This window comes from Stygiolobus caldivivus (assembly GCF_019704315.1).
In the GTDB taxonomy this organism is placed as follows: domain Archaea; phylum Thermoproteota; class Thermoprotei_A; order Sulfolobales; family Sulfolobaceae; genus Stygiolobus; species Stygiolobus caldivivus.
Genome location: NZ_AP024597.1, coordinates 245535 through 265914 on the forward strand (window position 1 = coordinate 245535; position 20380 = coordinate 265914).

16 protein-coding genes, 2 tRNA genes and 2 pseudogenes are annotated in these 20380 nt (G+C 40.9%); 8 read left to right on the forward strand and 12 right to left on the reverse strand.

From position 1 onward, the window contains the following. Nucleotide 1 precedes the first annotated feature (1 nt). The 3 genes from soxB (at nt 2) to KN1_RS01175 (ending at nt 3006) form a co-directional block, all read left to right on the forward strand. Nucleotides 2-1582 (forward strand): proton pump complex quinol oxidase subunit SoxB, encoded by a 1581-nt coding sequence (gene soxB / locus KN1_RS01165; RefSeq protein ID WP_221288927.1) that lies wholly within the window; start codon nt 2-4, stop codon nt 1580-1582. Between the two features lie 40 nt (nt 1583-1622). Next, nucleotides 1623-2183 carry a DUF1404 domain-containing protein gene (locus KN1_RS01170; protein ID WP_221288928.1) on the forward strand — a complete coding sequence of 187 codons (561 nt, stop codon included), beginning with the start codon at nt 1623-1625 and terminating at the stop codon, nt 2181-2183. Nucleotides 2184-2643: 460 nt separating this feature from the next. Continuing rightward, on the forward strand, nt 2644-3006 hold the full coding sequence (locus KN1_RS01175; protein ID WP_221288929.1) for a hypothetical protein: 363 nt from the start codon (nt 2644-2646) through the stop codon (nt 3004-3006). Nucleotides 3007-3285: 279 nt separating this feature from the next. Here KN1_RS01175 and KN1_RS01180 read toward each other — a convergent pair whose 3' ends face one another. Together KN1_RS01180 and KN1_RS01185 are read right to left on the reverse strand one after the other, a co-directional pair. Beyond that, complete coding sequence (locus KN1_RS01180) at nt 3286-4458, reverse strand: MFS transporter (RefSeq protein WP_221288930.1); 1173 nt, start codon at nt 4456-4458, stop codon at nt 3286-3288. A 755-nt stretch (nt 4459-5213) separates the two neighbouring features. Beyond that, on the reverse strand, nt 5214-6380 hold the full coding sequence (locus KN1_RS01185) for an MFS transporter (RefSeq protein ID WP_221288932.1): 1167 nt from the start codon (nt 6378-6380) through the stop codon (nt 5214-5216). A gap of 480 nt (nt 6381-6860) precedes the next feature. On the opposite strand from KN1_RS01185, the gene KN1_RS01190 reads away from it, so the two are divergent. Next, nucleotides 6861-7850: an ArsR/SmtB family transcription factor gene (locus KN1_RS01190; RefSeq protein WP_221288934.1), complete on the forward strand. Its 990-nt coding sequence runs from the start codon at nt 6861-6863 to the stop codon at nt 7848-7850. A 577-nt stretch (nt 7851-8427) separates the two neighbouring features. Here the strand turns inward: KN1_RS01190 and KN1_RS01195 are convergent. From KN1_RS01195 to KN1_RS01210, 4 genes are all read right to left on the reverse strand, one after another. Beyond that, nucleotides 8428-8528 (reverse strand) — tRNA-Leu (locus KN1_RS01195). Between the two features lie 72 nt (nt 8529-8600). Beyond that, complete coding sequence (locus KN1_RS01200; RefSeq protein ID WP_221288936.1) at nt 8601-9350, reverse strand: hypothetical protein; 750 nt, start codon at nt 9348-9350, stop codon at nt 8601-8603. Nucleotides 9351-9490: 140 nt separating this feature from the next. Further along, the gene (locus tag KN1_RS01205) at nt 9491-11098 is read right to left on the reverse strand and encodes an outer membrane protein assembly factor BamB family protein (protein ID WP_221288937.1); all 1608 of its coding nucleotides are present in this window, start codon (nt 11096-11098) and stop codon (nt 9491-9493) included. A gap of 503 nt (nt 11099-11601) precedes the next feature. After that, the gene (locus KN1_RS01210; protein WP_221288940.1) at nt 11602-13242 is read right to left on the reverse strand and encodes an alpha/beta hydrolase family protein; all 1641 of its coding nucleotides are present in this window, start codon (nt 13240-13242) and stop codon (nt 11602-11604) included. A gap of 534 nt (nt 13243-13776) precedes the next feature. Here KN1_RS01210 and KN1_RS01215 point away from each other — a divergent pair. Then, the gene (locus tag KN1_RS01215) at nt 13777-14400 is read left to right on the forward strand and encodes an MBL fold metallo-hydrolase (RefSeq protein WP_221288942.1); all 624 of its coding nucleotides are present in this window, start codon (nt 13777-13779) and stop codon (nt 14398-14400) included. 7 nt (nt 14401-14407) lie between these two features. Here KN1_RS01215 and KN1_RS01220 read toward each other — a convergent pair. The 3 genes from KN1_RS01220 to KN1_RS01230 form a co-directional block, all read right to left on the reverse strand. Then, a tRNA-Tyr gene (locus KN1_RS01220) sits at nt 14408-14501 on the reverse strand. A 584-nt stretch (nt 14502-15085) separates the two neighbouring features. Beyond that, nucleotides 15086-16717, reverse strand: a complete 1632-nt coding sequence (locus KN1_RS01225; RefSeq protein ID WP_221288945.1) for a sodium:solute symporter family protein — start codon at nt 16715-16717, stop codon at nt 15086-15088. Nucleotides 16718-16722: 5 nt separating this feature from the next. Further along, nucleotides 16723-16926, reverse strand: coding sequence for a hypothetical protein (locus KN1_RS01230; RefSeq protein ID WP_225905750.1), 204 nt, complete (start codon nt 16924-16926; stop codon nt 16723-16725). Nucleotides 16927-17059: 133 nt separating this feature from the next. Between KN1_RS01230 and KN1_RS01235 the strand changes: the two genes are divergently transcribed. Further along, complete coding sequence (locus tag KN1_RS01235) at nt 17060-17650, forward strand: hypothetical protein (protein WP_221288948.1); 591 nt, start codon at nt 17060-17062, stop codon at nt 17648-17650. A 50-nt stretch (nt 17651-17700) separates the two neighbouring features. Here KN1_RS01235 and KN1_RS14645 read toward each other — a convergent pair. After that, nucleotides 17701-17891, reverse strand: a pseudogene (locus KN1_RS14645) (hypothetical protein). Nucleotides 17892-18115: 224 nt separating this feature from the next. Here KN1_RS14645 and KN1_RS01240 point away from each other — a divergent pair. Continuing rightward, nucleotides 18116-18448: a hypothetical protein gene (locus KN1_RS01240; RefSeq protein WP_221288950.1), complete on the forward strand. Its 333-nt coding sequence runs from the start codon at nt 18116-18118 to the stop codon at nt 18446-18448. Beyond that, on the forward strand, nt 18426-18794 hold the full coding sequence (locus KN1_RS01245; protein WP_221288953.1) for a clan AA aspartic protease: 369 nt from the start codon (nt 18426-18428) through the stop codon (nt 18792-18794). Before KN1_RS01240 ends, KN1_RS01245 begins: the two co-directional genes overlap by 23 nt. 119 nt (nt 18795-18913) lie before the next feature. Here KN1_RS01245 and KN1_RS01250 read toward each other — a convergent pair. Further along, nucleotides 18914-19657 (reverse strand): annotated as a pseudogene (locus KN1_RS01250) (IS1 family transposase). A 215-nt stretch (nt 19658-19872) separates the two neighbouring features. Then, the gene (locus KN1_RS01255) at nt 19873-20163 is read right to left on the reverse strand and encodes a hypothetical protein (protein ID WP_221288956.1); all 291 of its coding nucleotides are present in this window, start codon (nt 20161-20163) and stop codon (nt 19873-19875) included. Nucleotides 20164-20380 lie beyond the last annotated feature (217 nt).

The window sequence follows — 20380 nt, forward strand, 5'->3', positions numbered from 1 at the left end:
GATGGTCAAACTCGCTCCAAAAACTAGTTTAGGTCTAGCCCTAGTTTATGCAGCAGGAGGAATATCTTGGTTAATAGCTATGGGGATAGCAGCACTATGGTTTAGGACTATACTACTGAACCCTAACCTACCGCCAAAAACAGAAGAAGCTGTTGCACCCCTATACTATTTCCTCGTTACTTTTCACGGACAAGCAGCTATGATGATAATAGTCGAGGACTTGTCCTTTTCACTGTTTGCCTATGCGCTGTACAAGAGCAACATGTCCACTATCCACAATAAGTTATTGTATGCATTGTTCTGGTTGGTCAACGTACCTATGATAATAACTTTTGCAGGAGGGCCCAAGACTGGCTGGTACATGTACCCACCTCTAGCGTTACAGAGCGGGTGCTGGCTGGAGTTCCATTCCAACACCCTAATTGGACTAGCGTATTTCATGATGTTCGTACAAGCCGTAGCTGTCACGTTAACCGCACTCGTGATGTTTATAGACGCCCTTAAGACGAAGCCCAAAGAAGGGAAGATACCTATATTCGCTGCCTATGCGATGATGTTCGCAGGTGCGTTCATATTCCTTACAGAACCTGCCTTAGCTGCTGCGGAACTGTGGTACGTCTTATACTTCTGGGCAAACGTCCCAGTTAACCCGTTAACATGGGTGGTACTGTTCTGGTTCTGGGGACACCCAGTAGTATACTATGTACCGTTCACAGTGTTTGGCGGACTGTACGCCCTAATACCACAGTTTGCCGGAAGGCCACTTTATAGTGAGAAATGGGCTAGGTGGAACATACTATTACTCTTCACTTTCGGTATGACAGCATGGGTGCACCACCTGCAGACATGGCCCCTACCGGTATACATAAGGGCGTTCATTACCCCTACCACCTTAATACTGGCTGCAGGGTCGGGGCTGACAGTGTTAAACTTAGGACTGACAATTGCTACAGCTAAAAAGTACGACTACAAGAACCCTGTAGGTTTTGCGTCATTAATAGCTTTTATAGGGTTTATACTGGCCGGGCTACAAGCACTAATATTACCTGAAAACACCTTAAATGTACTAGTCCATAACACGTACTATGTAGTAGGACATTTCCACTTGATGATATGGACGATTATAGTCGTAGGGTATGTCGCTATACTCCTCGACATGTTACAAGCTAAAATGGGGACGTTAATGCAGTTATCCAATATAAGCAAGGGGATGGTGTTCGGTGGGTTAGGATTATGGACTGTTGGTGCACTAGGTGCTGGGTATACCATGAGCTATGCAGGTTACATAGGACTGATAAGGAGGTGGGTATCATATCCGCCCTACTTCCAGTCCTTTATGGACGCAATATCTTACTTTGCAATGATAATGGGGATAAGTTTTGCTATGTATGCGATCCCGGTAATATTTACTTTACTAAGGGTAGGTACGAGTATATTCTGGGTAAGCAGTGAGGCCCCATCTATGCCTGCAGGGACTAACATAACAATGAATAATACACCTACAGATACTCCGAAGGTAGACCACGCTAAAGACACCGTCAACCCAAATAGTTTTAAGGGTAATGATAAAAATTTAGTTTAATTAAAGTAAATTTTTTAAGGTATATCTCTTAATTTTTTTTATGATTAAATTAAATCATAATGTCTCTAAAAAACCCCTTATTATACCCTTAATATTTATCCTCGCTTTTGTGAACCCCTACGTAGAAATACTCCAGTTTACGAACCCGATAGCGTATATGCTCGACCATTACGCGCTCTACGCAGCAGGGCTGATCATAGGTTACAAGTACTTCAGGGGGTCTTTTTGGTCGTTGCTGATAGGTGTTATACCCGCAGGTTTTTGGCATATACCGCTGTTCTTCGCGCTAGCGGCGTCTTTCTGGCAGTACAGGTTTCTATGCGAAGCCACCCTCCTCGTGGGGGGCATCCTAGCGGGGTCTTTTATACCCAAGATGTCGCTTGCACAAAAATTAGCGGGACTAGCTGTGTACATGTTAGCAGATTCTATCCTTAGCATATTCTTTGTACTCGGCTACCCTCAATACTCGGATATTGACTACCCGTTTTTAGGTTGGAGCAATACTGAACTACCTCCAGTAGGGATAGCCATGTTCCTAGTTATGAACATAGTGTTGATATACAGCATATACAAGTTAATGAGGAACATACAACTCTTCTGAAAAGTGTTCATTTTTTCGGTAAACATATACTTTAAAAAGTGAACATAAATTTTATGTTTTCCGAGGAGAATATATGATAATCTAATTAATTTATGGGATATATTAAAATGTTTTTAACATATCTGACGTGTCTAAAAAAGCCCTCAAAGACACAAAATAGGGCTGTAGTGGTGCAGGTGTATGAGTAGCACTTACCGGGTTAGTGAGGAAAAGCCTCGCGACCAGTTTGTGCTTATAAGGCCTTTGTCTTTTTAGGAAAGTGCGGTACACGGATTCTCTACCTAACCCAGTCACAGTTTAAAGTGTAATGAAGTCTCTAAGGCCGCTCGGTGTATTGAGAAAATTACGTTGCTATTGAAAGCCACAAGGAGTATAAGAGCCGTATAAAGACCTTAGAGTTACGCACTATTAAGGTATAAACTTACATACTCTTAAAAGTTATGAGGTGGTTGTATATCCTATGATATGTACGGTTACGGATGAGAATTTACGTGTAAGAGTTTTTTCAAGAGGAGAACTGCTAGTACTATATGACGAGGGGAAAAACGAGGTAGTCATGAAGGAGAAAAACCCGGCTTTAAACTCTCCCATGAAGAGGCCAACTGTAGCCAAAGAATGCGTTAGGTTAGGAGCTGATAAAGTTTTGGCCGCACACGGGTCCTTGTGTTTTCCCTCCTATAGGATCCTTAAAAAAGCGGGAGTATTGATGTCGGTTACTGAAGACGGTAGTCAAATAGAGACTAAGAACTTTTGGGGTGTTAACTGGAAAGAGGTAGTATATTCTAGTTTCGATGCCATGAGAGAGAGGATAAGGGGGCACTAAGTCGCTACTTGCTTTTTAGATTCACTGCAAGGGCGGGAATCTGTAGTCCTATTCTCGAGTTTAAAAATAAGTCGGCACACTTTAGAAACGGGTAAGGTTACTTAGTTTCTTCACTCTAACGTGAACACGAGCAATATTTTATATGCAAAGTTTCAGGCTTAGGCCTCAGTACTGTAACTAATGTAACATTAGCACTTGGCTATACGTAAACATACGTCCTAAAGTAGACGTTATTATGGGGACTTTTCTATACCTAAGGCTATAAAAGACCGGGTCACACTAAGTCCTGACTTTCGAAGGTATTAAGGGGGTCAATATAATAGATATTACAGCTAGGACTAGGGCTATATAGAACGTAGTGACCAAAGGGACTTTGTCCCCTAAGAGTGCTGTAATTAGGGCGTTCCCTGCTGCACCTCCTACAGTGACCCCGATCCCCCACACGTATGAATTAGCTACAGTGTAGAACGACTTAGGAAAGGTCTGGGACACATAACCCAGGAGGACTGGAAAAGCGCTGAACGCGGCTAACGTGAAGATAACATACATAGCGGCCGCAGCTACTAAATAAACGGAAAAATACAAGAAACCGAGGAAAGCCAGAACTGATATTATGCTCGTAATTAGGAAGGCAAATCTTCCCCCCTTTTTCTCCGTCACCCAGCCGAATAAGGGCTGTCCGAACACTGAACCTATAAACCCCACAGTCAGGAATACCCCCGCTAATACTTTAGAATGGTATGTATCGTAAATGAACTCGCCGGTAAAAGTAGTAGTTCCGGTTATAAACATACTCCTTATGAACACGATTACACCTAAGATAAACAGAAACTTGTAAAATATTCTGTCCAATTTTTCCTTACTCTTCCTTATATCTCCAGAACCGCCTTTCTTATAGAAGCTAAGTCCTACAAATATGATAAACGTAGCGACCACAAAGACCAGGGAAAGTGATACTAAGCCTAACAGCTCCCCTATGGCGAGTATCATGAAAGTGACTATAGTAGGCATTACAGCCCTCCCGACACTCCCAAAAGCCCCGTTCAACCCCAGCGCCCTGCCGCTACTCTTCCCGAAGATCCTCGAGAGGATAGCACCACCAATAGGGTGATAGAAGGCCTGTCCTATCCCTAAAATTACTGTGCCTAAAACTATCAGGGAAGGGAAGGAAAAACCCAAGGCGAATAACATTAGGGCTATCCCTTCAAGTAGTATCCCCAAGCTTAATAACGGCGTATCTAAATTGTGTCTGTCTGCAAAGTCCCCGATTACTGGCGACAATAACCCCGATAAAAGGGTGTATATTATTGACAGTGTACCTAAGAACACTATACTTACGTGGGCTTGTGTAGAGTAATAGACGATTAAGAGGGGGAAGACCAGGAAAGTACCGTCATTCATAAAGTGGGCTAAGGAGGTTATAGCCAAAGCCCTTAATTCATTAGATTTCATAACAAATTGTTTGACTTCGAACAATTTAAGAGTATCTTTTTACTCTTTGAAACGACTGGTTAAATTCGTATTCAGGTTTAGTGGCTGATCCCTTTTCGTACTATTTACAAATAATCATCAGAGTATAAGCGTTGTCGGATGTCATGAACTCTAAAAAGTATAGCTTAACACTAATTCTTTGCCCCCCCCCCCCCGCTTAACTGTTTCAAATCAGGTTATCCTACTGTCTGTTCGAGCAACGCCGTAGATTAGTAAAGGAGTTATAGGACGAAAGGTGGTAGGCAGTACACTTATCTTCTAGTTAAAGCCTCTAACACCTTTACAATTATGCCGGGAAAACGAGTGATCGACGGTTGTAATAGTGGTTATGTCCTTCGCTTCTGGGGGTTTCATGAAGAAACCCACAGTTAACGACACTACTTCATACGTTGAAAGATAGAGGTATTAGAAGAATCTAAGAAGATACTGCTGAGTTAAGCTTGTAATTTTTACGTTTACCAAACAATAATTACTTAGAAAATTGAAAAGACGTGTAATGAATATTACCCTAAACACTTATGTGAATGCTTACACGTGGTTTTATGCCGAATATTCTACAAGTAAGCATTTAATTATAATTTGGTAATATATCTCACACGCATTATTTAGTAAAAACATGTTGATGAAAAGGTTTTACGTGAGCTGCTACCTAGGCCTCACTTTCACGTTGCGGGTTGTGGAGGTCTAAAGAGTTATCCGCCACACTTGTGTCCTCATTACTCGCTTTTGACCTTGCTTAACAAGGCGTAGTAAATATATCCACCTGCAATTTGCAGTACTCCACCTAAGATCTCGGGCATCGGCAACCACAACTCCATTAAGTACCCGCTGGCCCCACTACTGAGTTGGGCTAACCTGGTAGACACACCTTGTATGCTGGTTGCTGCACCGTAGTCTTCAGCAGATATCCCCCTTACGTTTATCGCAGTCCTATTAGGTGCACCTATACCCGCATTAAACCCTCTGATTGCATAAAAAGCTGCTGAGAGGACAAAGAAAGGTGATAGTGCCATGGCTATTAAGAAGACTCCGTTTAGTAACCTCGTCAATGAAGCTATAAATAAGGTATTACCCCTGATCCTCGATGCCAAGAATGAACCGACCGACGTGAGCAGGTAGGAAAGAGTAAATACTATCCCTATTTCCGACTCGGTAGCGTGGTAAGCTAATTTAAACCAGAGAGGTAATAGGGGTACTGCCAGTCCGATCCCAGCCCCGGTAATAGTATTAGAGGCAATTACCCTTATGAGATAGGTAAAGCTCTTCTTGCCCATTACTTTGGTGGTCTTCTTGGGCCTTTTCGCCTCTTCTACAAAAAATATGCTTATGACTGATATCGCCATTAACACAGCCGCGACCCTGAACAGGGCCCTATACTCGTCTACTGGCTGTTGGTGTAAGAGGGGTTGAATTGAAAGCAGTAGACTACCTATTATGCTCGCACTACTTGCACCTGAACTCAGGTAACCGAGCTTTTTCACCCTTTCCTTCTCCTGCTTCCAGTTAGAGGCAACTAGGGCTGAGATACCAGGTGACCACATACCCCTGAGCCCGCCTGCTGCACCACCGCCTATACCGGTGATTATGAGTAGGGGGATGACGTACTGTATGTTTGAGGTAATAGAGAGAGCTGTTATACCTACAAGGGGCAAAAAATCGCCTATGATAAGGGACTTTTTATAACCGTATCTGTCTCCCAAAAGCCCCAGCCCTAGTGACAATAGGGAGTAGAAGGACACTACACCGAAGACTACCAGCCCCACGTTCACCGCTGAGAGCCCGAGTAATGAGAGGTAAAGGGGGATCGAAAGGCTTACATATACCAATGCTATACTTCTCGCCACTCTAGAAGCAAGGAGGAATAAAAAAGATCTCTCAACCATGCTTTATCGAGTCTTTTCGGAATTAAAAAGTTTTGTTTAGAACAATTACAGTTGGGACACGACCTATTACCGGTACGTGAACCCTGAGTGGGAATACGTGCTTCATAGTGTTATCGAGAACAGTCTAAAGGGCAATATAGTCCCTTAGGCGAGTTAGTATAACGGAGGATTTATATTGCCCTTTAAAGCTTCAAGGGGTATATTACTGTAGTCTCGCTTCATTTTCACAGTAAGCGTCAGGGCGGTTCAATTTTCACATAAGCCGTGTGTAACTGTATGGCATAACCTACTCATTTAGAGCACGAATAAATTTAGGTTATCCCTTCAACCTATCTGTATCTTTTATGAAAAAGGCTGTAGAGTAAATATTACGCGGGGTACATTTCCCCGTCGCCCAATAAGGGAGTAAAATTTTATTTACTAATAAAATAAATTGAAATTTACTAATGGACTTATAAATCATCTGACACAATAATTATTATGGAGTCGCAAAACGGAGACATATTCGATGCAATATCCCATGAAATCAGGAGAAGAATAATCCAGCTGGTGGCTGAAAGGCCTAGGACTTTTTCGGAACTGCAAAGGGAATTGGAACTCGAAAGTGCTGCATTGGCTTTCCACATTAAGAAGCTAAACGGGCTTATCATGAAGGACGAGCAGGGATACTATAAGCTGACACAGTTAGGGATGAAAGCATACAACGTGATCCAACAGATCCACAGCGAAGAGGTTAGGGACAGCTTACCTCCCCGTACACAAGGGAGTAACGATAACGAGACTAAAAAGGCATCTCTGCCTTTCTTTTCCAAGTTATTTGACTGGCTTAAAGACATCGATATTATTACTGATTTGCCCATGAACTTTTCCATAAATGTCTCAGGAGTAAACCTCAAGAAAGTATATGATGGCCCTTTGTCGTTCTTACCTAACTTGGAGGTCTCTGTAGATGGAGGGAAGGTCGAAATCGATCAGGGCGACCCTCACGCCGAGATTAGATGTATAGATGAAAATGGGTTTAAAATACAGACTATAAATAATGAGTTGAAGATAGACCTTGACGGGTGCAGTGCAATAATATCTTACCCTCCTTTAAGTTCCTTTAAGGGCAGAGTGGACGGTGGGGCAATCATAATAAACAACTCTGTGTCTGACTTATCACTCACTGTTGATGGAGGGGCTATACACGCCGAGGTTAATAACGTAGTCAACTCGAGGATCGAGGTGGACGGAGGGGCGGTACAGTCTAAACTAGAGTACGTTAAGGAAGGAACCCTTTATGTGGGGGTAGACGGGGGAGCTGGGAAGATACATATAGATATGCCTCGTGAGGTCGGGATAATCTTTTGCACGGACGTTAACGGAGGGGTAATTAAGGGGTGCAAGAACATTCCTAAAGAAAGAAATATTAAGGCTACTATATCCGTTAACGGTGGAGCCGTTAGAGTGACCACGGGCCAAAAGAGATAAACCTCTACAAAACTGAATTTTAGTGTGTAAAAGTATAACCTTATTTATCATAATACTATTTTTACTTTTTACTAATTAATGGAGATTTTTATCGTATTTTCCTAGGTCTACTGAGAGTTTCATACAAGTGTTTAAGAGAAGGTATGATAAAACATGCACCTATATAGTATGTAGATTTAAATTGTTTTTTGTATAAAATTGAACTATTACTAAGTAATAAATAAGTAATAAAGAAGAATAGAATAGGCTTCTAAGTGCGGTGATAGTGCTGTCATCTGTATATAATTTATCAGATGACCTTTGTTTAAAGCAGTATAAATATTAAATTAACGTATTACTACGTACTAAAATTTTTAGAAATATAAATAGCTTAATGATAATACTGTCTGTTTGTATTTGAATTACACTAACTTAACAGAGATAATTTCAATTCGCAAAGGACTCACGAAAGAACCGAAATATGAGTAAAACGTCACTATCTATAAATACTATAAATATAACGTCGTATGTATATGCCCGAATTATTATATAATTAAACAGATTTTATAAAATTCACCGCTTTTTAAGCAATTTAAGATGCGGGGGGTGGGACTTGAACCCACGCAGGCCTACGCCATCGGGGATCTCACTAATGGGGTCCTGAGCCCGACCCCTTTGACCTTGCTCGGGCACCCCCGCACATCAATAACAACGCATCATGGTAAATAAATTTTTGATTCGATTAGCCCCTAAGGAGTTATATCTGAATTTTCATTTTGTCACCTTACACCTCAAGACCCTGTTCAGGTCCCTAAGGTTTGCAGTTAATAAGGCCACCGACCCCAAAGGGAGGACGTAATATACTAGGATATAGTATTCCGATGAAGCTAAAATAGGTAAGACAGAAAACACTGCACCTACCCCAGCCGCTACAGTAACAATGATCAGTGTAGGCAGAGAGAGACAACACGAAGTACCAGAGACGATGCCGATAGTAGGTAGGACCACTAACGTAGTGCTCTTCTTCATCGATTTTACAGTTTTCCACAGTTCTATTACCCTCTGGACATTGGCGCCTAGTAAAAGGGACAGTATAAACCCGAGAAATATAGTGTAAGGGATGGCGTCTGAAACGAAACCATAAAGGTAAAAAGTGAACCCTATAGCCTCAGTCTCATACTGGATAAAATAGGGCCACGGTGGAGGTACCGCGGCTCCAAAGTCAACTGCAACGTAGGGCAAATATTCGACTCCCCCGAATATTATCTCGTAAAACGCACCGTAAAGTAAAACGTGAAAGGTCATATAGAGGGCAGCAGATACCCAATAGGCCTTACCCTTTTTGACTTCTTTCCAAACCATATTGTAGAACCTCTTTGGGATCATTAGCCCTACAGCTGTCCAGAAGGACACAGCTGACAACACTCCGCCTACCCTGACATAATGGTATGCTAACAAGTAAAACAAATACGACAAAGCGAGAAGTATAACGATTAGCACTATTCTGTATCTAAGTTTCATAAAAAAGCTTTCGTTTTATCTAATTTAAACATAACCCGCGTTTTTGATGGCGTCAACTCCATAGCAGTATAGGAAGAGGGAAGAGTGTAGAGAAAAAAGAAATAAGGAATTATTTTCCTTTCTCTTTTTTTAAAAAAAAATTAATAGCTTTGATATGACGCAAATACTTCACTTAAAGGCAGTGCTATGACCCAACCGTAACTGTTTGCGAGGAACATCGTGTTCCCAGCTATAACGGGGTTTACTATACCAAACCTCCCTCCTACATTATAAGCCGCTAATATGCGACCGTTATGCGGGTTCAACACGTAGATATCTCCTCCCGCCGCTACCCATAACAGCCCGCGATAATAAGTTGGACTCCCTCTAGGTCCGCCTGGGTACTTAGGAGGTATCCCTAAATCAGGTAATCTGGTCTCCCACTCTATTTGCCCCGTAAATAAGTTAACCGCAGCTTCACTACCCAGAGACGGTATCCCTACATAGACTGTGTTATTGATAATTAATGGGATTCCGCCCTTAAATGCTGGGGGAGTATACCCCCTACCCAAGTTAGTAGCCCAAATGACTTTCCCGTTAGTAGCGTTTATAGCTAATAACATAGTGTCAACCGTACCGTTGGGCTCTGCATTAGCCACAGTGCTCTGCACTACTATCCCGTAAGTCTGAGACACTGCAACCGGTACGTCTCCCATACCGGTGTTAAAAGGCTTGTTAGGGGCAGGTAGCGTAGCGTTCCATAATTCGGCACCATTAATCCCGTTCACCGCTATTATAAGCCCGTAAGGAGCACCTAAAGACGTAAATCCCCCTACGAACATAGGAGTCCCGTTAGGCATTACGTAGTAGTTTACACTACTCATACTCGCAAACAGCCCCTTAAAGTCGTCCATCCATAACACTTGTCCGGTAGTAGCGTTAACCCCGACGAAACATCCTCCACCTGTCGTGTAGGCTAAAATACCGTTATACACAGCGGGTGCCGGCATTGCCTCACCCATGGTAAACCTCATCCATAATAACACACCGTTTGACGCGTTAAAGGCGTAGATCGCCCCGTATCCCATACCTCTGTGTATCAGGTCATATTGCCCCCTTTCGTAGTGGACGAAATTAGCGAAGTTGAACCCCACATCACCTACAGTTACATATACGATTCCGTTCCACACTATTGGGTTATTCATAGCGTAGCTCGCTAAGCCAGTAGCATACCATATAATGTTACCCGTAACTGGGTTTACTGCAAATATGCTACCCGGAACGCTGTCCATCTCTACGAAGAGTTCATTATCTGCTAAGGACACTCCTAAGGGCTGTCCGACCATCTGCGTAAGCATGACTAAGGCAGTTCTTTCACCCATTACGTTAGCCGCAGGTAATTGCGAAGGCGGAGTTGATAGAGGTATTGAAACACCTCCGGCTATCTGTGCAGCGGGTAGTTCCCACGATACTCCCGTGACCAGTGCTGTGCATGTGGTAGGTACTACGGCATTGTGGTCTTGTTGGGAGTTTGTAACACCCCATGTAGAGGGAAACCCCATATTCGCGTCTGTGGAGTTACCGGGGTAATAGACTACTTTTAGCGTGTAAGGGAAATACGTCCCATTATAGCTGATGTATTCCCTAGTTATTGCTACCGGAGATGACATAGAAAACTGTAGTTGACCGCTGAGTATGGAGATCACTAAGCCGAATCCTAATATTAGACTTAAAACCAGGAAAATAGAGAACAGTTTCTTGCCTATCATATTTTTGTCATTATAGTTTTGACTAGTAATTTATATAAACTTATCACATTTTTAAATAATTGCTTTAATTTTCCTAATTAATATAAAATTTAAATGTAAAAATTGGTTTACAATTGGAAAAAACTAAGACTAGATGACTGTACTAGCTCAGTTAACGAGGTCAACAGTACTGTTCGTATTGACTTAATCCTTTTTAATATTTCATAGAAATCTTTTTTATTCGTTTATTTTGCATTTATTGATGAAAATGACCCCTCATGCCGATGTGAGCTATGCCCAATTGAGGAGGCATGAGCTACGTGCCGTTTGGTTCGAAGGAGCCCCATGACCCACCTAAAGCTGGGTGGTCTAGGGTAAGCCCCCGCTCCACCATGTATGAAATAGTTAAAATAAAAGCGTAGGAATAAACGAAAACATTTTCTCACCTAGTGATGAAGACAGAAACTCATTGCCTCACTGAGTATCCCTTATCTTTGGTACCTTGCCAAACGACCGTACTTTCTTTATTTACAATGGTTTACTATAAATTCCACTGTTTGTTTTATAGAGTCGATGTAATTTTCCACTTTTAAGAACCCGTGTCCCTCACCTTCATATATTCTGTATGAGACTTCTTTCTTTAGCTTTTTTAATTCTTCGACAACCTGCAATGTCTCTTCTGCAGGACACCTAGGATCATTTTGACCCGCTAAAACTAACAAGGGGGCTTTTATCCGATCCACGTAAAATATCGGTGACCTCTCCTTTAACAGCTTTTCATCATCACCTATCTTTATTTCGTCGTACTGTCTGAGCACTTCCCTCTCGAACTGTTTCTCTGTGAACCAGTTCACAAAGGGCACTACTGCTACAGCGGAACACCACTTATCGGGATAAGTAGTTACCGCCATCATGGTAAGGTACCCGCCATAACTCCCTCCGGTTATAGCTACTTTTTTTACATTAAGCACTTTTACAGCGTTGACCACGTCCCTAAGGTCACCACCCCCTAAGTCCCTATCGTTCAGGTGGTTGAACTTCCTCCCGTAGCCTGTACTCCCCCTATAGTCGGGGCATATCACTTTAAACCCGTTTTTTACCAAGAATTGAACTGTCGGGTTAAAATAGTCCACGCATTGGAAATCCGGTCCACCGTGTACGTAAATTACCCCTTTATCTTCACTGCCCTTACTGTATAGAAGGGCGTGGATCTTAATACCCTCAGAGTCATAGGTAAGTGAGACTGGGTTAACGAAGTCGTCTTTTATACCGTTCATAGAATCTGTTATCCTCTGGATCAGCTTGTTCTCCATAACGTACAAGTCCGTCGCCCTAGAGTACTTGGACATAAGGAAATAGATCGAATTCCCTACTACCTTGATATCGTGGATATAGCCTCCTTTTAAAAGCCTGGCATTAGGGACTTGCAATAATTCGCTCTTCCCATCCCTTATTAGGGTATATAAGACGTTATTATTGTAAGCTACAGCTTCTTGTATGTCATAGTCTAGTATGGAGACTATTGAGGACATCTCTCCGCTTTTAATATCATATGAGTAAATCCCCAGAGTGTTCTGATGGTTTGAGAGGAAGATAAACTTGTCCTTATCAAGGAAGCACTGGTCTGAAGGGATGATCTGCTCGCTCTCTTGAAAGGATATTTCCTTTATAGTCTGTCCTGAAAAATCAGTGACGTAGACGTTATCGTCATAAATCCCTTGAGAATATACGATTAGGTCACCGTTAGTACAATAACCGCTGATTGGGTTATTACCCTTGCTGATATTAGATACCTTCTTCCCGTCATAAAGGTAGAGGTGGAGTGTCTTCCCGTCCCTATTTGAGATAAATAGTAACCCGTTTTTTGTTTCTGTAGGAGAGAAGTTATCATACTTATCGCTTAAAAGCGGTCTCAGTTTATTTAATCCTTCTTCCCACTCAAGTATGCTCCTTTTCTCACTGCCATCCACGTCTACAGTTATTAAGAGCCTATTATCATCAGCCCACACTACCTCTTCCGGGAACCCTGGAGTATCTATTTTTCCTTCAGAGTATAGGTAAACTTCTGGTTTAGTATCCCTAATTATTAGGGCAATTAAATCGTTGTCTTTACTCACATCATAATCTAGAACTGGTTTTATCAGCCTGAGATCATCGTAGTTCAAGGTGTAATTATTTTATGCAAACTACTTTTTAAACGTTAACAATACAACTAAATGGATGATAACAAAGGCCAAATATATTGTATTTAAGTTTAGGCTGTAAAAATTGAAGGGAATAGTTATGAGTTAAATATACGGGTTAGTACACTTATATATCCACTGAGCTCATAAAATCGCGTACTTAACTTTACTTATCACGGTCTAAGACTACACGGAACGGCTCCTAAGTTTTTAGGCCTGAGCTATGTGGTGAGCACGTGTTCACGTTTATGGTTTAAGGGGTTTTAAAGAAAGCCTTCTCGATATCAAAGAGCCTTAAGGCGTTTCCAGGGGTATTGTTCCCTCCCGCGGTTACAAATGCAAGCTTGTTAGGGGCAAATTATATGGTGCTTTTGGAGTGTAGATAAGTCTAAACAAAATCGCAAATATATTCTGTACAAGGTATTGAACCAAAATTCCTTCTTAATTACTCTTATTGAAAATTTTTATAATTCTATTATTATTAAGTTTAAATAATTCTTAATGTAATACATTGTGATGGATATTAAAGAAATCAAACTGAGGTTTGTTAAATCTTTCGTCATAACACTAGATAATGGAGACCAGATAATAATAGATAGTGGTCTACCTAACTCTTCACAAAAGATCTTATCAAAAGTTGATAAAAATAAAGTAAAATATGTTATTTTCACTCATTCTCACATAGACCATATAGGGAGCGCTTATGAACTAAAAAACGCTCTCCCCAACGCTGAATTCTGCATACATAAAGAGGGAGTAAAGTACTTAAGGGGGGAGGAAATTAGGAAACCAGTAGTCCACTCCCTCTTGTATAAAGCGGTAGTAGAGCCTTTTGCCTCCATTACTAATAAAAGTTTTAGAGGAATAAACACTGAATGTACTCTATCTGAAGGAGATTTTGAGGATCTGGAGATATTATATACACCCGGACATACTTCAGATTCGATTTCAATCCATATACCCCAAAATAATTCGGTAATTGTGGGCGATATTTTACAAGGTACTAAAGAGGGATTAAAAGTCCCGATAATATATGAAGACATAGAACTTTTACTCAAGAGTATTCAAAGGATAAAGGAGATGAAGCCTAGAATGATTTATGTTTCCCACGGTGAAAATGGGAATAACATTTTGATCTAAAATTTAGTCCCGCCGCGGGGACTTGAACCCCGGACCACCCGGTATCAGCTAGTCCCTCACCTACAGCCGGGCGCTCTAGAACCGGGCTGAGCTACGGCGGGTCTTCTTATGCCTCTGACATTATTAGTATAGTGTGAAAACGATTTATAAGTTTTTTTACAGCAATAGGCCATTTCTAGCCGTAGTGTATCAAGGGAACTACCAACAATTAGTTTAGATTATTTATTAACTTTTGCTAATTTTACCTTTACGAAGAAAGGGGCTCTTTGACGTCTCCGTTGCGAATCGTAGTTTTCTCTATCTAGTATAATTCATGGACAAATAATACAGTATACATGAAATCATTCTGGGTAAACTAAGTTATTAATTCTTTGTCTTACACTTTTACACGCACTATGTATCAACATCATTAAGTGAGGTTTATAGTTATTATCTAACTATAAAAAGACAAACAGAAATTGCAAAAGAGATCTGGATCGCCTCTGCCTTTTATATTTGTAAGTCTTTTAGTGAGTTAGTGAGAAAAATAATTTTTGCTTCGTTTTTTTAAATTTGATAGATATTTGAGAACGGTCCACGCGTTTAGACCTAAATCCCCACTAAGGAGCTTCCTTGTCTCTTAACTCGTTTACTTTAGAAAAAACTTCTAAAAAGGAGAAAAAATAAAAAATTCCTATTTCTTCTATTATTTTTGTTTAGTAGCAGGGCTAGGGGCCTCTACCTCTAAGTCCTGAGCTGTTATAGCTGAAGTGGGTCTCCAGCCTAATGCCCTTGCTATGAGGGTACCTACTACAGTCACCGCTAAGTTCAACCCTAAGGCTATAAGGGCTATATATATTAGACCTAATGGTGTCGAGAAAAATGATGTTGTTAGTGCACTGAAGTGGTTAGCCAATAGAGTAAGGTATATCCCGCTTCCCATCCCTACAGCCCAACCTGCTAAAGTGGAATTGCCCTCAAGCTTGTCCGTAAATAGCCCAATGAATACAGCAGGGAGGGTCTGCGAAATTAATATCCCACCTAATAACTGTAACTGGATTGCGTAAGTAGGAGGTACCACAAATACAAACGCTAGGGCCACGAACTTAAATACAGTGGAGAGGATCTTAGCGAGTTTAGCTTCACTAGTTGGTGACAGTTTAGTAAACTCACCGATTACGTTCCTAGTCAATAGGTTTGCAACACCTATAGCCATAATAGCTGCGGGTACCAGACCGCCTATGAATATCGCTAAGAATGCAAGGCCTACAAACCAGTCAGGCATGGAAGCAGCAACTAAAGCCGGGACTACAAGGGACCCGTTCCTTGTCGTTATCACCAGGTTTAATGCTGCCGGGACTAAATAAACTAGGATACCGAATAAAGTAATAAGTGCTAGGCCTATCCCGTAAATGGGCATCAGGGACGTACTCAGCTTTAGTTTCTCTTTATCTTCGGAAGAGAGGGAACCGTTAATTGCGTGCGGGTAAAGGTAAAGGGCGAAAGCACTACCCAAGGCGAGAGAGAAGTATGCAGCATATAACTGAGATGGCAATACAGTATACCCTAGGGGTGACTTCAGAGCCACGACTTTGTTGAAATCAGCCGGAGGATGTGAAAAGTAAGTCTGGGCAGCACTTAAAGCTGCACCGTAACCACCGTGAATTAAAGGAATATATAGAGCTACAGCGATTACCGTAATCCACACCAATACGTCCTTAAAAATCCCTGATAATGCGGCCCCCCTTAACCCGCTGGTTATAGTAAATGCAGCGAGGACAATAAACGCCAAAATTAAGGATATGTCGGTAACGGATAGGCCCATTACAGTAGCATGCGGTGACACCCCCAGTCCTATCAGTAATACAGCAAGGACAGCCTCCATACCCACTATTTGTAACGCTATATAAGGCAGCTCAGCTACTACCCCGGTTAGTGCTACGGCAATAGCCAACGCTCTGTTATTAAACCTCCCTTTTACAAAGTCTGAAGCTGTCACGTAACCCTTATTCTTAGCTACAGTCCAAAGCCTCGGCATAGTTAGGAGGGCTACGCCGAAGCCCCAGGCTACGTAGGGGACTGCGAACCAGTATATCGCTCCCTTAGCTAAGAAGGCTGAAGGGACTGCTATAAAAGTATAAGCTGTAAACAAGTCAGCGCCTAACAAAAACCATACTACCAGCCACCCCAATCTCCTCCCGCCTAGGCCCCATTCGTCGAGCTTCGATAAGTCTCCCTTCCTCCATTTCGCGCCGTAAAATCCTAAGAAGGCAAAGACTGCAAATAAGGCTAGGAACGTAGCTAATGTAACATAATCTATATTTAGGCCTTGTGCCATTGTCCTCACCTCTTCTTAAATGCTAGGCTTACAGCTACAAACATGACTGATGATACCACAAGCAACACTATTTGGTAAAAGTAGAATATAGTTAGACCGCCTACTGTCTGTGCTGCACTGTTAAACACCGGGTATATGGAGTATATTATTATATCTATCAAGAGAACGATTAGGGCAATTATATAAAACATTTTGTTATTTGTGACCATATTTATTCAGTATAAAGTCTCGGGACTTGTTTAAAAGGTTTATATGATTAAAGTAAAAGTTTTTCTATCCTATCAATAATATAATAGTAAAAATAGTAAACTACTTTAATTAGGTAATTTATTATATATTAATGTGAAGTTAAAAACAAAAAGAGTAGAGGAAATTATAGTCCCCCCGCTCCCTGAGTACTCTTACATATGTAATGGAGAAATAGTGACTACTGAGTGTAAAGGCTCTATGATATTCAGGGACCCCGACTTTATTACAATACAGTCGCAGGACGTCCTCTCGTCATTCAGTATCTCATCTATTATTTCAATGAAGACTAGAGGGAGAAAGCGCGAAAGGTGGAACCACTACCTCATAAAATACCCCCTGCACCTAGAGAGGGATGACACTTCGTTCATACTCTCATCTAACGGGTTTTTAACTGTGTACGTAGACGGTATAGATATTTGTGGGATCAGCGGAGATGTTGTCTACAAAGAGTATAGGGTCATAGCGTCAAAGAAGGACTTCGAGGACAAGTTAAATGAAGCTTTAAAACTGAGGCCTAATTTAGTCATTACCGAGGCTAGAGAATTATGGTCTTTTGTTACTGCATTTAGAGTGCTTTACATAGAACAAAATCTGAGGAAAGAATTAGAGAAGATCTTAGGAGTTACTAGGATTGAGTGTAATGAAATAACCAGTGTAGACGGTACTGTAATTTGCAAAAGATAGTTTGTAACTGTCAGGATATTTCAGAATTAAGTTTCATATATAGTTAGTGTTTACCCGTGACGTAACTTATACTTATTTTTGATTACTTTTAATTCCGCTACGGCACACTTCCTAAGGGATCATACACTGTCACCCTTAGCTCATTGGGGGCTAGTCGAGGGGAACACCACGACCTCCCACCCGTATTTATCACTCCCAAACCTCGTAAGCAGAGCCCATCATCAGTAGGGAGTCCTTCAATAAGCCATTCTTAAGTGATACTATATAATAAACATGACCATAATAAAGAACATATCCTCCTTTTTTATTAGGTCTATATCTACATAACTTAGTAAGGTTAATCGTACCTTATTTAGTCTTAAACCTTACTATCTATTTTAACTAACGTCTGTTTTGCTAAGATGTCACCTTGTGAAGATCCCAGTGCTAATTAAGTATTTTAACTGGTTTAACTAGTTTAACCTGATGAAAGTACTTATAAAAGACGTTGATGAAAGGCTTTACAGAATGTTAAAGGCTAAGGCGTCAATTGAGGGTATTTCAGTAAGTGAGGCAATAAATGAGGCAATAAAACTCTGGCTAGTTAATAAAGATGTGGATAGGCTCATGGTAATAAAGAGTAAGCAGTTTTGGGACGCGGTAAATGATGGAAAGTACGCTTTATTTTGTGACGGTGATTTCATAGGCGGTTTTGAGAGTGAAGAAGAAATGATTAAAGAGGCTAGGAAATATAAGAAGTGTTATGCATTAAGTAAAAAGTGGCTAACTGGAGAGGGTGAACTCACTGGAGTGTTTTGATATAAATGAAAAACCAATACTTCACGTAAAATTAACTGACGCAAAAAACGAAAACTCTGCTGAAGTAGACGTGTTAGCTGATACTGGGTTTTCGGGTTGGTTACTATTAAACTACGAAACATACAGTAAGCTTAACTCCTTAGAACTTCCTGTTACTAGAAAATATAGGAGTATCATGGGTAACATTGAGGTCTATATTGCCAAGGCAAACATCATCATCAATAGTTTAAATATAAATGCATTTATCGAGTCATCTCCTTATATAGAAATGAATTTACTAGGAAGAGAGATATTAAAGAGATTGAATATATGTTTTTATAGAATGAATAAAATTTGTATAATATAATAGAAATTATTATTTTTAAGGTAGTTTTAAGGGAATAATGCCAAACGTTTAGATACTTAAATTTTTTAGAGGGAATTCCGTTAAACTATGAAAAAGTGAGTATAGTGATAGTGTCGTCATTAAGCTAAAAATTCTGGGACTAGCCTTCTCTCCCACAAGACCAGCACTATGGAATACTCCACCATATTTAAACTCCTGTTAACAGCCTTCATCCCCCTCTTTACTAGCCTATCCCTAAGTGACCCGTTGGGGGTTAACCGGTAAGACTCGTGTGGTTTTTTAACCGGAGGTAAACGTTGCAATCATCACTAACCTACCGTCGTCTGGCGAGTGAACCTCACGAAAAGTATTCTCATCCCTACCACCCACAGAGTAAATTAGGTAAAACCCGAGGCTCGTTCACACGTGACAAGTGAAGACCCACTTGTAGGAAAGCCCTAGCATTTCTGTACAAGCACTTCCGCACCTCACCAACAGTAACGACTTTTACCATTGACCGAGCCTTTTTCCCACAAGTCCACGGCCTCCTCCTACTCCTGCCCACCATAACGCTTTACCCGAATTAAAATAGTACCCGAAGGCACGTTAAGCACTCCAGAATTACAATCATACGAATAGCGTGAATTCTTAAAGCCTCCTCCCTCAACTCCCACGGTTGCAAACCCAGGTCTGTTAGAGGCGAAGCGTGTAGAGCCTTCTTGGAGCGGTGATAGATTGCGTTTGCAGGGTACTTACTACAATAACCCCTACATAAAACTTCTGCCTACCTAACCACACTTGACAGCCTGATGACTACCATAAGAGGGACATGTTAAATCTTGCCTTATTACCGTTCCTACCCATAACCAGTACTCTTTATACAAATATAAATAGCCTAATTACGACACTATCATCTCACTCGCAAATGTATTCAGTAAACTTTATACTCTTCACAGATTCCGAACTCGGCAAAGTCATCATTAAGGCGATCTAATGAAGCCTTATATTTATCATTTATTTTATATGTAACTGTTTATTATCATCACTTTTCAGGCCCTACACCGATCTTCACAAATCAGCACCGTTATTTTCTAAAAATCTAAATTAAAAGTTGATGTATAAATATTAATATAGATACTATAGCGTAAGAACCTACATAAGACACCACACCGGATATTAAATTAAGGTATATTCTCAACATCATATTAAACTTGTTAGATACCAAGTTTGCAATCACTAGTCCTACAATTATTGGTAATATGTACTCGTCCACTGGATTGAACCACCACGAAGGACCGCTCATAAACGCGTAGAAGTCTAAGAACGTAAACAGGAAGAAACTAACTAACCCGCTTAATATACCCAGTATGACCGCATACCGAGTTCTCATGAATCTCACTCTATGAATTAACTAGCCAAGGTATATAATCTTTGTGACAAGAGTGGGAATAGGCTCGAAAAGAGAAAGGCAACGAAGGGTGATGAATAGATTCCAGCACTGGAGAAGGAGTATTATTAGCCCTATTACTTTTTATATTATTGTTGCTACGGTGTATTACTTTCAATTGAATTATTTTCTTAATCTCCTTACAGTATTCATAATTTAT

Coding starts and splice junctions, on each gene's coding strand:
- soxB (WP_221288927.1), top strand. CDS start 2: ATGGTCAAACTCGCTCCAAAAACTAGTTTAGGTCTAGCCCTAGTTTAT.
- KN1_RS01170 (WP_221288928.1), top strand. CDS start 1,623: ATGATTAAATTAAATCATAATGTCTCTAAAAAACCCCTTATTATACCC.
- KN1_RS01175 (WP_221288929.1), top strand. CDS start 2,644: ATGATATGTACGGTTACGGATGAGAATTTACGTGTAAGAGTTTTTTCA.
- KN1_RS01180 (WP_221288930.1), bottom strand. CDS start 4,458: ATGAAATCTAATGAATTAAGGGCTTTGGCTATAACCTCCTTAGCCCAC.
- KN1_RS01185 (WP_221288932.1), bottom strand. CDS start 6,380: ATGGTTGAGAGATCTTTTTTATTCCTCCTTGCTTCTAGAGTGGCGAGA.
- KN1_RS01190 (WP_221288934.1), top strand. CDS start 6,861: ATGGAGTCGCAAAACGGAGACATATTCGATGCAATATCCCATGAAATC.
- KN1_RS01200 (WP_221288936.1), bottom strand. CDS start 9,350: ATGAAACTTAGATACAGAATAGTGCTAATCGTTATACTTCTCGCTTTG.
- KN1_RS01205 (WP_221288937.1), bottom strand. CDS start 11,098: ATGATAGGCAAGAAACTGTTCTCTATTTTCCTGGTTTTAAGTCTAATA.
- KN1_RS01215 (WP_221288942.1), top strand. CDS start 13,777: ATGGATATTAAAGAAATCAAACTGAGGTTTGTTAAATCTTTCGTCATA.
- KN1_RS01225 (WP_221288945.1), bottom strand. CDS start 16,717: ATGGCACAAGGCCTAAATATAGATTATGTTACATTAGCTACGTTCCTA.
- KN1_RS01230 (WP_225905750.1), bottom strand. CDS start 16,926: ATGGTCACAAATAACAAAATGTTTTATATAATTGCCCTAATCGTTCTC.
- KN1_RS01240 (WP_221288950.1), top strand. CDS start 18,116: ATGAAAGTACTTATAAAAGACGTTGATGAAAGGCTTTACAGAATGTTA.
- KN1_RS01255 (WP_221288956.1), bottom strand. CDS start 20,163: ATGAGAACTCGGTATGCGGTCATACTGGGTATATTAAGCGGGTTAGTT.